This window comes from Roseibium hamelinense, assembly GCF_007830545.1.
GTDB classification, from domain to species: Bacteria; Pseudomonadota; Alphaproteobacteria; order Rhizobiales; family Stappiaceae; genus Roseibium; species Roseibium hamelinense.
This window is the reverse complement of sequence record NZ_VLLF01000003.1, coordinates 81,085-96,719: the sequence shown is the minus strand read 5'-3', so window position 1 is coordinate 96,719 and position 15,635 is coordinate 81,085. Positions and strand designations below refer to the sequence as shown.

General features: G+C 58.8%; 14 protein-coding genes and 1 pseudogene. 8 read left to right on the top strand and 7 right to left on the bottom strand.

The window, feature by feature from the left end; genetic code table 11:
* Positions 1–12: 12 nt before the first annotated feature.
* The 5 genes from JM93_RS07980 to JM93_RS07960 form a co-directional block, all read right to left on the bottom strand.
* Positions 13–780: an SDR family NAD(P)-dependent oxidoreductase gene (locus JM93_RS07980; RefSeq protein ID WP_145342073.1), complete on the bottom strand. Its 768-nt coding sequence runs from the start codon at positions 778–780 to the stop codon at positions 13–15.
* A 164-nt stretch (positions 781–944) separates the two neighbouring features.
* Positions 945–2,297 (bottom strand): adenylate/guanylate cyclase domain-containing protein, encoded by a 1,353-nt coding sequence (locus tag JM93_RS07975; RefSeq protein WP_145342071.1) that lies wholly within the window; start codon positions 2,295–2,297, stop codon positions 945–947.
* A gap of 152 nt (positions 2,298–2,449) precedes the next feature.
* Positions 2,450–3,277 carry an MBL fold metallo-hydrolase gene (locus JM93_RS07970; protein WP_244300786.1) on the bottom strand — a complete coding sequence of 276 codons (828 nt, stop codon included), beginning with the start codon at positions 3,275–3,277 and terminating at the stop codon, positions 2,450–2,452.
* Positions 3,278–3,287: 10 nt separating this feature from the next.
* Positions 3,288–3,746 carry a cyclic nucleotide-binding domain-containing protein gene (locus tag JM93_RS07965; RefSeq protein WP_145342067.1) on the bottom strand — a complete coding sequence of 153 codons (459 nt, stop codon included), beginning with the start codon at positions 3,744–3,746 and terminating at the stop codon, positions 3,288–3,290.
* An 89-nt stretch (positions 3,747–3,835) separates the two neighbouring features.
* Positions 3,836–6,430 (bottom strand): ABC transporter transmembrane domain-containing protein, encoded by a 2,595-nt coding sequence (locus JM93_RS07960; RefSeq protein WP_145342065.1) that lies wholly within the window; start codon positions 6,428–6,430, stop codon positions 3,836–3,838.
* A 256-nt stretch (positions 6,431–6,686) separates the two neighbouring features.
* On the opposite strand from JM93_RS07960, the gene JM93_RS07955 reads away from it, so the two are divergent.
* The 8 genes and pseudogenes from JM93_RS07955 to JM93_RS07915 all read left to right on the top strand — a co-directional run bounded on the left by JM93_RS07955 (position 6,687) and on the right by JM93_RS07915 (position 13,934).
* Entirely contained in the window at positions 6,687–7,907 is a 1,221-nt protein-coding gene (locus JM93_RS07955; protein WP_145342063.1) for a glycosyltransferase family protein, read from the top strand.
* Between the two features lie 36 nt (positions 7,908–7,943).
* A complete protein-coding gene (locus JM93_RS07950) occupies positions 7,944–9,164 on the top strand; it encodes a glycosyltransferase family 4 protein (RefSeq protein WP_145342061.1) in 1,221 nt (406 codons plus the stop codon).
* A 28-nt stretch (positions 9,165–9,192) separates the two neighbouring features.
* Entirely contained in the window at positions 9,193–10,302 is a 1,110-nt protein-coding gene (locus JM93_RS07945) for a glycosyltransferase family 4 protein (protein WP_145342059.1), read from the top strand.
* Between the two features lie 16 nt (positions 10,303–10,318).
* Positions 10,319–11,470, top strand: coding sequence for a glycosyltransferase family protein (locus JM93_RS07940; protein WP_145342057.1), 1,152 nt, complete (start codon positions 10,319–10,321; stop codon positions 11,468–11,470).
* Positions 11,467–12,279: a polysaccharide deacetylase family protein gene (locus JM93_RS07935; protein WP_145342055.1), complete on the top strand. Its 813-nt coding sequence runs from the start codon at positions 11,467–11,469 to the stop codon at positions 12,277–12,279. Before JM93_RS07940 ends, JM93_RS07935 begins: the two co-directional genes overlap by 4 nt.
* A gap of 39 nt (positions 12,280–12,318) precedes the next feature.
* Positions 12,319–12,948: a nitrile hydratase subunit alpha gene (gene nthA / locus JM93_RS07930; RefSeq protein ID WP_145342053.1), complete on the top strand. Its 630-nt coding sequence runs from the start codon at positions 12,319–12,321 to the stop codon at positions 12,946–12,948.
* A pseudogene (nthB, locus tag JM93_RS07925) lies at positions 12,945–13,603 on the top strand (nitrile hydratase subunit beta). The gene nthA and the pseudogene nthB overlap by 4 nt, the downstream one beginning before the upstream one ends.
* On the top strand, positions 13,590–13,934 hold the full coding sequence (locus tag JM93_RS07915) for a nitrile hydratase accessory protein (protein ID WP_244300785.1): 345 nt from the start codon (positions 13,590–13,592) through the stop codon (positions 13,932–13,934). The pseudogene nthB and the gene JM93_RS07915 overlap by 14 nt, the downstream one beginning before the upstream one ends.
* 36 nt (positions 13,935–13,970) lie before the next feature.
* Here the strand turns inward: JM93_RS07915 and JM93_RS07910 are convergent, their stop codons facing one another.
* A complete protein-coding gene (locus tag JM93_RS07910) occupies positions 13,971–14,225 on the bottom strand; it encodes a hypothetical protein (protein ID WP_145342047.1) in 255 nt (84 codons plus the stop codon).
* Positions 14,226–14,265: 40 nt separating this feature from the next.
* Positions 14,266–15,612 carry a hypothetical protein gene (locus JM93_RS07905; protein ID WP_145342045.1) on the bottom strand — a complete coding sequence of 449 codons (1,347 nt, stop codon included), beginning with the start codon at positions 15,610–15,612 and terminating at the stop codon, positions 14,266–14,268.
* Positions 15,613–15,635 lie beyond the last annotated feature (23 nt).

Below are 15,635 nucleotides of genomic sequence, written 5' to 3'. Positions count from 1 at the left end.
AAACGCTCTCCGTTAGCGCGGTGCCATTCTGATGGCACCATCCAGCCGAATGGTTTCGCCATTCAGCATGTCATTTTCGCAAATCGCCTTGACCAGCTGGGCATATTCCGTGGCCTTGCCGAGACGCGAGGGGAACGGCACCTGCTGACCGAGCGACTGCTGCACCTCATCGGACAGACCAAGCAGCATCGGTGTTTCGAAAATGCCGGGAGCGATTGTCATGACACGGATGCCAGATTTTGAAAGATCCCGGGCAACCGGCAACGTCATGCCCGCAATCCCGGCTTTTGATGCTGCATAGGCCACCTGGCCGATCTGGCCGTCAAAAGCTGCAACGGATGCGGTCGATACCATGACGCCGCGTGCGCCGTCGGCGTTCATGGGCTCGAGCTCCGCCATGGCGGTCGCGGACAATGAAATGCAGCGGAACGAGCCAACGAGATTGACGGCGATCACCTTTTCGAACATGTCCATCGGGTGCGCCTCACCGCGCGACGTGGTCTTTGCAACCGGCGCAATGCCGGCGCAATTCACGAGAATGCGTTCGGGGCCGAACGCTGCGCGCGCAGTCTCGAACCCGTTTTGCACGCTGTTCTGATCGGTTACGTCGACTTCGGCAAAGGCGCCGCCGATCTCCTGCGCGACATCCGAGCCCTGTCCGGAATCGCGGTCAAAAATCGTGACCTTGACCCCTTGTGCTGCAAGCATCCGCGCTGTCGCTGCGCCAAGTCCGGACGCGCCACCGGTCACCACCGCCGATACCGTATGATCTAGTTGCATTTGCCACTCCAGCACTCAAAAGATTAAACCACTGAAATTTTGTAATTTTTCTATACTGCTTGACGAAAACGTCAATGCTGGCGCGACACTACTTAAATGAAAGCAAAGATCAAGAGAAGATGACGGATCATCGCTGTTTTTACGAAGCTTGCGGCCGGTTTCGCTTAAGCAAGCACAGCCAGGTCCAGCGGACGGTTCATGCCGATGACCTCCCGCTGGGGGCGGGTTTCAACATCGGCTCCCAGGTAGCCCTGCGCCCGGGCCAGGTCGAGCGTTGTGCAGTCGGTCAAAGCGGTGGAGTGTTCGGCCTTGTTGGCATCTTCCAGCTTGGCGGCCCGGTTCACAGCATCTCCGATCACCGTGAACTCAAGCCGGGACTTTGATCCGACGACGCCGACAGTGACAGGCCCGGCTGCAACGGCGACGCCAATCCGGAACGGACCTGGCCAGCCTGCCTCGATCATGGCACCTGTATCCTCGGCGAAGGTGTCCGCCAGGGCGCGGGCAGCACGGATTGCATCGGCGGCATAGGTTTGCGAAGGCTCCACGGCTCCGAAGGTTGCCAGCACGCCGTCGCCAAGGAATTTGTCGACCCGGCCGCCGTGAGCCGAAATCACCTCGACGGCCCGGTCCTGATAGGCGGCAAGCACTGCGATGACCGCCTCCGGCGCGATCGAACTGGATGTTTTGGTAAAGCCGCGCACATCGATGTAGAGGATCGCCGCATCCCGAACAGTTCCCTCCCCAGCTTGAAGACTGTTCTCGGCATTTGTTATGGAAGCTGCGACTTCGGGCGAAAAAAACCGTTTCAAATCAGCAGCGGCAGCATTGTCCCGAATTGAGGCGAACAGCATCGCCCGCCCCCGGTAAAGCGCGACCGACAGCAGAATGGTTACCGTCAGGATCACCATGGTCTTGTCGAGCTCAGCGCCGATCAGGATGCTGTTGCCGGTCAGGTACTCCACATAGTTCCGGGTCACCCGCATGCGGTCCATGTCGGAAATCACGGCGTAGCCGACAAGCCCGATCCAGCCGGTGACCGCTACCAAACCGGTGGTCAAGACAAAGCGCGGGTCAAACCGCAGCGCGCGCAACCCGATGAAGATGAAGACATACATCAGCGTCGGCGTCTTGAGGTAAAATGTCGGGTGCTGGCCGTACTGGATGTGGAACGAGAAGATCAAACCGACCAAAAGCGCAATGTCGGCGCCGATGGAAAGCAGCAGGAACCATTCCGGCAGCTCGTAGCGGTAGGACAGAGCCAGCCGCAGCACGGTGAACGTGAAATACAGGCCGAGCGCAACAGGCACGAAGTTGAACCCTTCGGAGCCCTCCGCGCGGGGCGCGATGGCATAAAGGCTCGTGAAGAAGAGCACGATGGCGAGCTGAATCCAGCTGATCAGGCGCTCGGACGTGTTTTCGCGCGCACGGATTTCAGCCAGCACCCTCTCGGGAATGCCGTCGGTCGGCGGTCCACCGCGCACGATATACCTTACAGTCTCACTGAAAGTCGCCATCCGCCACCTGGATCCAAAACCCCGCAGGCGCTTGGCCCGAAAAGAGAAACGCCTCCTGCCCGGTAAGCTGGCGTGCGGGACCGCCGGCCACAAGGTGCGGTTCAGCTTTGTGAAGTCCCGTGATCACGCGGCTCACCACGCTTCGGCCGGTCTCACGGCCGCAAAACCATTCCTTCGCTGGCGACCAGCGTTCCCGGATAGGCGGCGCTTGCGGCCATGCCGATCTCGTCCAGCTCATCGTCGGACCGGCGCGGATCATGATGAAACAGCACCGGTGTCTTCACATTCGCCTGACCGGCCAGCTCCACTGCCTTTTGCCAGGTGGAGTGCCCCCAGCCCTTGTAGGTTTCGTACTCGTCGTCGGTGAACATCGCATCGTAGATCATGATGTCGGCGTTGCGCACAAAGTCCGGCAAGGCGGCATCGACCTCCGGATTGCCGTGCTCATGGTCGGTGATGATGCAAATGGATTTACCGTTGAACTCGAGCCGGTATCCGCACGCGCCGCCCGGATGATTGAGCCGCATTGTGTGGATGACAAGGCCGTCATCACGCGGCAGCGGCTGCCCTGCCTCAAACGTCAGGAATGACAGGCCTTTCAGAGACTTGGCTGCGAGCGGGAAAATCGGTGGCGACATAATGCGGCTCACGATGTCGCTCAGGCTGGTGCTGTTGTCCTCAAAATGTCCGGCCCAAGCATTCACCTGGTAGTTCGGATGAAAGGCCGGCTTGAAAAATGGCAAGCCGCAAATGTGATCGAGATGGGTATGGGTGAACAACAGGTCGAACTTGATCGGCGTGGCATCGCAGATCTCAAACCCGAGATTCCGGGCGCCCGAGCCGCAATCGACCATGACCAGCGAGTCACCCGCCCGGATTTCAAAGCATGTCGTCTCACCGCCGTAGCGCAACGTGCTTGCCCCCGGCGTCGGCGTCGAGCCCCTTGCACCCCAGCATTTCAAATAAAACTGGTCAGACACGCCCAGCTCCTTACTCGTCGCCATTGGCGGACCGGGCGGCCGCGAGCGCTTGGGTTGTCGCTTCCAGTCTCAAAGCCAGGGTCCGCATCACCTCCAAGGACATATCCGGAAATTCTTTCAAGAGCTTCAAGAAGTCGTCTTTGTTAACGGTCAGAACATCAAGCTCGCCGGACGCGATCAGTGTCGCAGTGCGCGGCACGTCACACAGAATTGCGATCTCGCCTACGATCGAATGTTCGCCGACCTCGGCCACCTTGCGCTCGCCATCGGGCGTTTTGACCAGGACGTCCGCAACTCCGGACAAGAGGATGAAGGCGCAATCGCCCTCTTCTCCCTGGGTACACAGCCGTTCGCCGTCACGGTACTGCATGCGGTCGCTGATGAAAGCCAGCAGGCGGAGCTTGGTTTCTTCAATTCCGCGAAACAGCGGAACCCTCCGCAGGACCTCGACTTCAGTTTCCAGAGACACTCAATTCCTCCCAGCCAGACCTCTCCGGCCTGTTTACCTATGCATGCGCCCGAGACACGGCCACAGAAAAGCACCTCATGTGCACACCCTCAAGAGTCCTGATGCTCATTGGAGACAATTCTTCCTTGATCCAGAACAACTTGGTGTTCAAATTCCCCAGCTATCGACGGATTGGTTGTACCAAATATAAGCGACTTTCCTGCCAGAACCTTGCGCAATGTTATCCGCGCCTGCTTGTCTTCGTCGGTCAAGCCGCCTGCGATGTCATCGAGAATGGTCACCTTGGCGTTTTTCAGAAGGGCCCGGACAAGGGCGAGGCGCCGGCGCTGGCTGGCCGACAGACGTGATCCGGCCACGCCGACATGATAGCCAAAGCCTGCAAAAATAATCGGCTCTCTGAGACCGGTCTCTTCCACAACAGAGCGGATCACCTCATCGATCCGCCTGCGCGCATCCCGGCGGTCGACACGGGCGCGGCCGAAAAGGAGATTGTCTTCGATGGTAAGCGGCGGCAGATAAACTTCAGGATCGATGGCGACGAAACTGTCATTCTTGGCCACAACCATGTCCTGGAACTTGGCCCGTGCCTCGATGATTTCCTCTTTTAAATCGTCGGACATGACGCCCAACCGGTGCTTGGCCGGAACCAGTTTGAAGGCAAGCCCGATCAGCCGCGCCCGGTCCGCTTCGGACAGGCCTGGGCGCTGGCTGTTCGACTTAGCGATCCGTACGATCCGCTCGAATTCCGGCAAATCTTCCTGCGTGATGAAGGAGTAGGTGCCGAGCAACCCGCTGTCACCGGAAATGTTGGCGAAAAGTTCGACCATGGTCTCGGCAATCTTGACGCCGATATCCTGGAGTTTCTCCCCGAAGCCGGTCACTTTCAAAAACGCCTTGACCTCGGGCAAATCGGGCATCTGATCCATGGTGATCTCAGGATCGGCCGGTACGGCAAAGAACAGATTTTCCGCGAGCGTCGCACTGGTGTTGAACTGCGCGCTGTCCCAAAGCTCGACCAGACCGGCAAGATTTTTGTCTTCGGCAATCCGATGCGCGAGTTGCTTGCGCACGCCCAAAATCCGCTCGGCGAAATCATCATCCATCTTTGGATCGAAACGCGACTGCAGACCGAGCCGGTAGATATCCGATTCCAGTCCGACCGCTTTCAGCAGCTCCAGCGCATGACGGTCGAGCTTGTCCATGTCCGAAACGCCGGCAGCCTCAAAGTCCTCCCAAACCGCTTCGACATCATACGTCGGGTTGCGGGTTTCCTCTGCCTCTTTCAAGCGGCGGTTGAAGGCTTTCAAACTGTCCCCGTCACGCTCTAGAGGAACCACCGGCCGGTGCCGCAGACCGTAATAGAGATTGTCGCGGATTGTTCCGGTCCAGATGTGCACCGCGCCGCCGACATAGGCGATTTCACGCCCCAGGGAAGCCGCTGCAAGTTTGTCGAGATCCTGCCCGCCTATCTCTACCTTGCCGGATACCGGGCTGAGCAGACCGGCCGCGAGCTGAAGAACCTCGGCGCGCCCGGAGCCGTCTGGCCCAACGACCGCACAGCTTTGCCCCATTGGTATGGACAGGGACACGTCAAAGACTTCCTGCCCGGCAACACCGCCGGAAAAGCTGACATTGGACAACTTCAGATCGCCGTCCAGCGCAACTTTCTCGTCCGATGTCAGGCGTTCGACCGGATAAATGTCCGCCGGGTCGAAGTTTTCGACCACGGTCTGATATTTGACACCGACATCGGCCGTCATCTGGTAGTAGGCCAGCAGCTCTTTCCAGGGGCCGGCAAGATCCTTGTAGGCCGCGATGACAGCCAGCAGTGCGCCGATGCTCAGATCGCCTTCAATCACCAGATAGCCGCCGATCAAGTAGAAGAAGAACGGTGTCAACTGGTTCATGAAGTTGTTGAGAAACTTGATGAAATATTTCCAGTTAAAGATCTGGTAGCGGATCTTGAAGTTCTCGTACAGCCGGTCAGACACATCGGCGGAGTGCCAGGCTGCCGTATCGTTTGCATGAATTTCGGGAATACCGTTGATGCTCTCGCCGACCTTGTCTGCGATCACACGCACATTCTTCACCCGTTTGCGCGCGAGTATGACGACTTTTCGCTGCAGTTTCGGGATGATGTAACCCTGGATCGGATAGGAACTGACAGCAGCAAGACCGAGCAACGGATCCTGCATGAAGATAAAGCCGAGCTGGACGACCAAAAGCCCGCCCTGATAGGCAGGCAGTGCGAAGGCCTCGCCGATGAAGCCGCCGACATCCTCCACTTCCGATGTGATCATCGGAATGATCTCGCCGGAGCTGACCTTACGGAAATGCGTCAGCCGAAAGCGCAGCACACGCTGGAACAGCTCAAACCGCAACCGGCGCAACATGCGTTCGCCCAGCCGGCCCTTGTAGATATTGATGAAAAGCTTCAAGCCGTTGGAGACGACGACCAGACCGAGAAACGAGATACATAGCACGAAGAGGTAGGCGATCTGGTCGAACTCGAACCCGAAAAACGAGCGGGGAAAGCCATCGCCCTGAACCGCGTCATTGACAATCAGCTTCGGCAGTTCAAGCAGGATATAGGTGATCGGATAAGAAAATACCGTGACGCACAGGATGAAGATCTGCTGGCGGGCACTGAACTGCCAAATGAAGCTGAAAAGGCTTTTTTGCATTCGATTTCCGGAGCGACCCAGCTCAACGCCATAGTTTCAAAACAAGCTTTGCATATTATTTCCTCAATTGGGATCCGCCAGCCAGGTTTGTCAAGCAACTGTGACCTTGAAGATACATGCGTGAATTTACAGCTGCCTGGATGTGCCAGAGGCTTCGAATTCAGGCATTGTCCGGTGTAAAATAAACGCGGGGCGTGACAACCGGCGCTCAAATGGGCCATAAGTCGGCGTCGACGCCGGGGCACTATGGGGAAGTATGCGTTCCGATTCACCGAAAATTCTGATCTACAGCCACGATTCCTTTGGCTTGGGTCATCTGCGCCGTTGCCGCGCCATTGCGCATGCGCTGGTCGGAGCCTTCGACACCCTGTCGGTCATGATCCTGTCAGGCTCCCCGATCATCGGCAGTTTTGAGTTCCGTTCGCGCGTTGATTTTGTGCGGATCCCGGGCGTCATCAAACTGCGCAACGGGGAATACACTCCGCTTTCGCTGCATCTGAACATTGAGCACACGCTTGAAATCCGGGCCTCGATCATCGAGCACACAGCAAAGGTTTTTGAGCCTGATATTTTCATTGTCGACAAGGAGCCGCTCGGCTTGCGCGGCGAAGTGGTGCCGACGCTGAAAGCGCTGAAGGAGACCAACACCCGCCTGGTGCTTGGCCTGCGCGATGTGATGGATGATCCTGAAATCTTGCGCGAGGAGTGGGACCGGAAAAACGTCTATCCTGCGCTTGAAACCCTTTACGATGAAATCTGGGTCTACGGCCCCGACGGAATCTGTGATCCGCTTGAAGACATTCCATTGAGCAAGGCGGCGCACGACAAGCTGCGCTTCACCGGTTATCTGAAACGGGACCTGCCGGACAACGCCAAAAACCAGCCTGCGCCGTCACCGTTCGGGGAAGAGCCGTACATTCTGGTGACGCCGGGTGGCGGCGGTGACGGTGTGGAGATGGTCGACTGGGTGATGCGTGCCTACGAGGCACGCAACAGGCCTTTGTTCCCCGCTCTGGTGATCTTAGGCCCGTTCATGCCGGCAGCGGCGGTTCAGGATTTCACAGAACGCGCCGAACAGCTGCGCGATGTGGAGGTAATCCGCTTCACGCCGCAGATTGAGCCTTATCTGGCCCATGCCACCGCGATTGTCGGTATGGGCGGCTACAACACGTTCTGCGAGATCCTGTCGTTCGACAAACCAACCTTGATGGTCCCCCGCATCATTCCGCGCCGCGAACAGGCTATCCGCGCCGACCGGGCGGAAAAAAGCGGCTTACTCAAAGTCCTGCCGATTGACAGCTACCCCGATACCGATCTCATGGAAACCGCGCTTGCTGAGCTGCCGGACTTGCCGGCGCCCTCTGCGGCCGGGGTGCAAAACCTTCTTGACGGCCTCGACCTGATCGAGATGCGCGTCGGTGAGATCTTCGATGAGAGCCGGGCATCCCGGCCAGCCGGGCAACTGGTCAACTTCTAGCGCCCCCCTTTTTGCCGTCTTAGCCAGAGAAAAAACATGTCCCGCATTGCCGTCGTGCTGAAAGGCTATCCGCGCCTTTCGGAAACCTTCATTGCCCAGGAAATTCTAGGCCTTGAACAGCGCGGCATTCCGATCCTGATTGTGGCGCTGCGCAAACCCTATGATCCCTATATCCACGAGCTGCACAGACTGATTTCCGCGGAGATCCTCTACTTGCCGGAATACGTCAAGGATGATCCCGCAAGGGTCGCACGGGCCAAACGCTGGGCGGAAAACCAGCCGACCTATGAAAAAGCCAAGGCATTGTTTGAGGCCGATTTGGCGCGGCAATCGAACGCCGACCGGCAGCGGCGCTGGGCGCAGGGCTGCGTGTTTGCGCATGAGTTGCCGGAGGATATCACCTGGATCCACACGCATTATCTGCACACGCCCTGCTCCGCGGCCCGGTACGCAGCCCACCTGGCCGGACGCGGCTGGTCGTTTTCGGCGCATGCCAAGGACATCTGGACCAGTCCCGACTGGGACCTGAAGACCAAACTCGACGACACCGCCTGGGGTGTGACCTGCACAGGCGTCAATGCACGGCATCTCAAATCGCTGTGTGACGACCCGGAAAAGGTTGAACTCGTCTATCACGGGCTGGATTTTACCGGCTTCCCAGAACCGTCCGGCGTCCCATCCACCCGCGATGGAACCGCGGACCCGGTCCGGCTGGTTTCTGTGGGCCGGGCTGTCGAAAAGAAAGGCTATGATGACTTGCTGGCAGCTCTTTCGGCCCTGCCGAAAGAGCTCAATTGGCAGTTCACCCATGTGGGAGGCGGCGAATTGTCAGATGCCCTCAAGGCGCAAGCGGACGCGCTTGGATTGTCCGGCCGGATCATCTGGCGCGGCGCCCAGCCGCGTGAGGCCGTGATTGAGGCCTGCCGCCTCTCGGACCTGTTTGTGCTGCCGTCAAAACTCGCCAAATCCGGCGACCGGGACGGTCTGCCGAATGTGTTGATGGAAGCACAATCCATGGGTCTGTGCTGCCTGTCGACAAACGTGTCCGCAATCCCGGAACTGATTGAAGACGGCAAGACCGGGCGCTTGGTGCCACCGGCTGATCCGGTCGCCCTTGCTGAAGCGCTTAAGGCCTTGATCCGGGGGCCGGCCGAACGCGACCGGCTGGGGCACGCCGGCGCCGAGCATGTCCGAGCCGCATTTTCAACCGAACCGGGGCTTGATTACCTGGCCGGAAAATTCAGAAAATTCCTGTGAGAGCCGCATCTGCCCTGAAAGGCCCCAGATGAAGATCGCATTCACCGCGCCGATGAAGCCGCTGGACCATCCCGTCCCTTCGGGAGACCGGACCATGGGCCGCCTGATCGTAAAAGCGCTGGAAGAGGCGGGGCATGACGTCCGGATCGCTTCCTCGTTCCGCTCCTGGAGCATGGACGGCGGCGAAGAGGCCCAAACGCTGCTGCGCGAACAGGCGCTTGCAGAAGCGGCCAGGATCTCCCAAATCTGGGACAACGAAGGCTACCGCCCGGATGTCTTCCTGACCTATCACCTTTATCACAAGGCTCCGGACTGGATCGGCCCCGCCCTTGCGGACCGGTTCAATCTTCCGTACGCGATCGTCGAGGCAAGCCGCGCGCCGAAGCGGCAGGCCGGCGACTGGGCATTCGGATTTGCCGAGGCGGACAAGGCCCTTGCCCGGGCTGACATGGTGGCCGCCATTCACAATGCCGACGCAGAGTGCCTTGAAGCGGTGGTTGAGGGTGAGCGGCTGAGAGTTTTATTGCCTTTCATCGACAGTGCGCCCTTTGAGGTCGCGGCTTCTCAGCCCAAACCACTGGCCGCACCGCCGCTCAAACTCTTGACGGTCGGCATGATGCGTCCTGGGGACAAGACCCGCTCCTATGAAGTGCTGGCAAGGGCTTTGCAGGATCTGACCGACCTGCCCTTTCAACTCACCATCGTCGGAGACGGCGACAACCGGCCCGATATCTTGAAACTGTTCCCGCCTGAGCGTATCACTTGGCTCGGCGCGCGCCCGATTGAAGAATTGCCGGCACTTTACGCAACACACGATCTTTTCGTATGGCCCGCGATCCGCGAGGCTTTCGGCCTCGTTTTTCTCGAAGCGCAAGCCGCTGGATTGGGTGTTGTTGCTGGAGACGCGTTCGGCGTTCCGGACATTGTCCGCGACGGCGAGACCGGGCTTTTGTCGCCGGAAGGAGATGCGGCAGCGCTTGGCGAGAACCTGCGCGCGGTCTTGAATGCGCCTGCGCGCGCGGAACAGCTTGGACACGCCGCGCGTTTGCACATCGCACAACACCACAGGCTGCAGGCCGGTTCACAACGTTTGGCCGCATTTTTAACCTCCGCGATCACCAATCACCAAGCGCGCTGAGGAGCTGCAGTCCCCCATGCCACGCGCCTTTATTCACGTTCAGCACCTACTGGGCACGGGCCATGTTGTCCGTGCAGCCGCCATCGGCAAAGCCCTTGCCGGAGAGGGCGTTGAGGTCACGCTTGCCAGCGGCAACAGCATTCCGCCAACGCTCGACGTCAGTGGCCTGGAGATCGTCGAACTGCCACCGGTCAAAAGCCCGGATGCGGCGTTCACCCGTTTGGTGACACCGGACGGCACGGAGATCGATGACACCTGGAGGGCCGGGCGGCGCGCCGCCACGCTGAGCGCGTTTTCCCGGAACTCCTCCGATTTGCTGCTGACAGAGACCTATCCGTTTGGGCGGCGTCAATTTGCCTTTGAGGTCGCGCCGCTGCTTGAGGCGGCAAAAAACAGGCCCAATCCGCCGCTGATTGCCACCTCGATCCGCGACATTCTGGTGCGCAAGACGGAAATCGAAAAAGAAGCCTGGATGGCCGACCAGGCGCTGGCGCATTATGACCGGATCCTGGTGCATTCCGATCCGGATTTTGTTCAGCTCTCCGACAGCTTTCCGTTTGCCGGCCGTGTTGCACCGCTGGTGCGCTACACCGGGTATGTCGGCGGCGGGCCACGGCCCGAGCCGCCAGGCACTGACGGGGAGGACGAGGTGATTGTCTCCTGTGGCGGCGGGGCGGTCGCCCACGACCTGTTGTCCGCCGCACTGGATGCCCGCACGCTGTCCCGCCGGGCTGACGAGACGGTCTGGCGGATCCTGGTCGGGCACGATGTGTCAGAGGAAGCATTTGCGATTTTCAAGCGCAGTGCCGGAGAAGGTATCATTGTCGAACGCGCGCGGCGGGACTTTCCGGGCCTTTTGCAACGGGCGCGTCTGTCAATCAGCCAAGCCGGATACAACACTGTTTTGGATATCTTGATTGCCGGTGTTCCAGCCGTCTTTGTGCCCTTTGCCCAGGAACAGGAAACCGAACAGACCCAGCGGGCCGAAGCGCTTGCCGCCCACGGCCGGGCCGTGGTGGCCCCGGAAGCCGGCTTGTCCGCCGAGCGTCTTGCAGCAGCGGTCGATGATGCCTTGGCCCTGCCCCGCAGTCATCACAGTGTCATGCTCGGCGGAGCCCGGAAAAGTGCTGAAATTCTTTTGGACGATATTGGAGTGCGCACGGCATGAACGCCGATCTTGACCAATTTCAACGCAGCCTGAACGCGCATCTGGACTGGTTCGCCGCGCGCGGGCGGAAGGTCCGGTTCTGGTGGCGTGACGACGATGCCATCGAGCCGACCGCAGAACTTGACCGGATGCTGGACATCGCCAACCGCCACGGCGTTGATGTGGCATTGGCGGTCATTCCGAAATACGCCACACCGGCACTCGCCGACCGCCTTTCCAACGAGCCGCACGCGATGGTCCTGCAGCACGGGTTTCAGCACAAAAATTTCCAGCGCAAAGATCTTGGTGAAAAAGCGGCCGAGCTCGGAACGCGGCGGGATCCGGATGCACTGATGGCAGAGCTTGCGGCCGGAAAGCAACGCCTTCAAGACTTGTTCGGTCCGGGCAAGTTCATTCCGGCCATGGTGCCGCCATGGAACCGAATCACGCCGGACATTTCGCGGCGTCTTCCCGGCATCGGACTCACCGGGTTGTCCACCTTCACGCAGTTCAATTTTCCGCGCGATGGCCAGATTCAAGCGCATATCGACATCATCAAATGGAAGAAAGACCGGCGGTTCATCGGCTATGACAGCGCCAGCGCGCGGTTCGACCTGCAACTGTGCCGCCGCCGGACCAACCCGGACGAACCGCTCGGCCTCCTGTCGCATCATCTGGCCCATGACAAAGGCTGTTTTGTTTTTCTCGAAGAGTTTTTGAAAATTGCCGCGCATCATGACGGCGCCGAGTGGCCTAATATTCGGGACCTGTTTTCAGGCGCGTTCAAACCGGCGCAGGTCCGGCCAAAGGCCATTGCACACCCGGATTAGTGACAATATCCTTCTGTCAACCACCGGGAGACACGCCGCATGCCGGGCCATGATCATTCTCACGACCATTCGGAGCTTTCGGAAACGGAGCTGCGGGTGCGCGCTTTGGAAACGCTGCTGACCGAAAAAGGCTATATCGATCCGCCCGCGCTGGATGAGTTGATCGAGACCTATGAAACAAAGATCGGGCCCCGCAACGGTGCAAGGGTCGTTGCACGCGCCTGGGCAGACCCCGCCTATCGCGGCAGGCTGCTTGCCGATGCCACGGCGGCTATTGCCGAATTTGGCTTTACCGGCCGGCAGGGTGAGCACATGGTGGCGGTGGAGAATTCACCGCACATCCACAACATGGTCGTGTGTACCTTGTGCTCCTGTTATCCTTGGACCGTGCTCGGACTGCCGCCGGTCTGGTACAAGTCTCCGCCCTACCGCTCCCGCGCCGTGCGCGACCCGCGCGGAGTGCTGGCGGAGTTCGGTGTCGAGCTTCCGAAGGACACGCAAATCAAGGTTTGGGACTCAACCGCAGAAGTGCGCTATCTGGTGATCCCCATGCGGCCCGAAGGCACGGAAGGCTGGAGCGAAGACAAGCTCGCGGACCTGGTATGCCGCGATTCGATGATCGGAACCGCTCTTGCGCTCTTGCCGTCAAACCGTAAGGGCGCGGCATGAACGGGGCGCAAGATCTGGGCGGCCAGATGGGCTTCGGCCCGATCGAGATCGAGGTTGATGAGCCGAACTTTCATGCCCCTTGGGAAGAGCGCGCGTTTGCGCTCACCCTTGCCATGGGGGCGACCGGAACCTGGTCGATCGACACCTCCCGCTATATGCGCGAGACGCTGCATCCGGTGGACTATCTGTCATCCAGCTACTACGAAATCTGGCTCAAGGGACTTGAGCGGCTGGTTGTCGCCTACGGGCTTGCCAGCCGCGCGGAAATCGGCGCCGGACGAATGTTGGAACCGGCCAAACCGGTCAAAAACATTCTGACAGCCGGCAAGGTCGCCGCAACGCTGGCCAAGGGGGGCCCGCCGACCGGCCCGCAACAGCGCCTGCCGCTTTCAAACAAGGCGACCAGGTGGTGGCCAGGCGCATGAACCCGACCGGACATACCCGGATCCCGCGTTATGTGCGGGGCTGCGCCGGCGTGATTGAGGCCGTGCACGGCGTCCATGTGTTTCCGGACGCGAACGCGGCGGGCGGAGGCGAACAGCCCACCTGGCTTTACGGTGTCGTCTTCAAGGGAACAGACATATGGGGGGCGGACAGTGATCCCTCCGTCACCCTCCGGCTGGACCTGTGGGAGCCTTATCTTGAGCACATCTGATCTTCTCGCCGCCTCGCCCGCCATCCCAAAAGACGGCGGCGGACCCGTGTTTGCAGAACCCTGGCAAGCACGGGTCTTTGCCATGACGCTGGCGGCACATGAAGCGGGCCTGTTTACCTGGAGCGAATGGGCCGAGACGCTCGGCGCAGAGCTTGCAACAGACCCGGCAGGTACGGCCGGGTACTATGACCACTGGCTTGCGGCCTTTGAGAGGCTTCTCGGCGCAAAGGACATCGCGTCAGAAGACACACTCAAAGGTCTGCGTGCCGCATGGGATAGCGCCGCCAAAGCCACCCCAACCGGCGAACCGATCGTGCTGGCGCGGCGGTAGGTCCGGTGATGGCGTCAGCGTCACTGGCGTCAGCGTTCAGTGCTTCATCCGCGCTTCCAGAGTCGCAAGACTCTGTGCGCCCTGCGCTGCATCATGTATTTCGTCTGTCGCAAACAGGGTAAGCGCGTGCTGCAAGCTTCCACCACGCTCGACATAGTCGCTGATTGCCCGCATGGACGCGAAAGTTTCGAAGTCTGCGTCGTTTAGTAATTCTGCATGAATAAGCGCATCATCGCGGGAGCCTTTGCTGTCGATTGCGCAAAAGGCCAGGGACTTCTTTTTCTCGGTCATGACATCGTCTTTCTGAAGATCGTTTGGATTTGTTGCGAAATCATTTCTGCGCATATTTTTTCAGAGCCTGCCGGTCCGCATCCTGTGTGAGGTCAAGCGCACCGCCCCAAGCCGTCCCCATCATGCAAAGTTTGCCGACCGTGAAGTTGTCAAAGTTCATTCGCGTGTACTTGTCCGTCTCCCGGCCACCGATATCTCTTAGGTATTCCTCCGCAGCTTTTGGCGCAACCGGCTGTTTCAATTGAGCTGCACTGGTAACGAGTGGCGCGTATTTTTTGAACAGTTGATCATTCTTAGATCCGTTTTGCGTCAGATCTTTCAAGGCGCGATCAACCTCATTTTTGTATTCCTGCAGTGCAAGCGCTTGCCCATCATTCATCTGAGACGTAAGCGTCTTGTTATTCAATACGTCTTTCAAGGTTTTACTGATCGTTCCAAGCATATCCCGGCAAGAATTTGTATTTGCCGGTTTAAACCCAACTTTTGCCCAAGCATACCCGCCAACACTAACGTTTGCAGAGAGGGTCACTTCTTTCAGTTTCTTTTGCGGCGGCTGATCAGCTCGCATATCCAAAATACTTTGCATGGCAGCCTTGTTCAGGCCCGCACCTTGGGCCTCCTTCTGAACGACTGCGTGATCTATGTCACAGCAGCCATCAGAGTTGAAAGACAAGTAGAGATTGGTGAATGCTCCCCCGCCATCCATCAAGAGGTAGTTTTTTTTGCCATAATTATTATAGTCAGTCGTAACACCGTTGCTGTCAGTCAACTCGAACGCGTTATAACTGAGCGGTGTAAACAGGTTGCCATCCTGAGCGTCGTTGGGATTGTTCGTCTTCCAGTCATCCTCGATTTTCGTTCGCGTTTTGTCATCGAGGTCTGCCCACTGATGATTGATGTTTTCCGCAAATGTATGCGTCACAATCTCGGGCTGCAGGCCGGTGCTCTTGACGAACGTGTCACGTTCGTAAACACCGTCAAATGACTCTTGCGGCGTAACGTTCTTGAATGTCCGCATTTTCGCAAACGCACGCGAGGTTTCCTTCAGGCTTCCGGAAAGCCCCGCGAAGTCATTCGCAGCACCTTTTAGCTCACCGTTTTCCTTTGCCGCTGCACCGGTCATTTTTGCCAGCTTGCCGACCGCATCCCGGGCCTGCTTGAGACCCACTTCGAACGCCTTTCCGTCTTTTGCGGCATTCATCTTGTTCAAACCATCCTCCAGCGCTTTATGTGCGCTGTTATAGGCTTGCTTTTCCAGGTGACCGTTCTCGTCTTCAAGCCCGCCATGCTCTGCGGCCGCATCAAAACCGGACGAAAGGCTCGCCGAACGCAGATGTGCAAAATCGGATTGCAGCTTTTTGTCGTGTGTAATGAGATCGTTATGCACCTTTTCTGAGCGTCGCCCTTCGG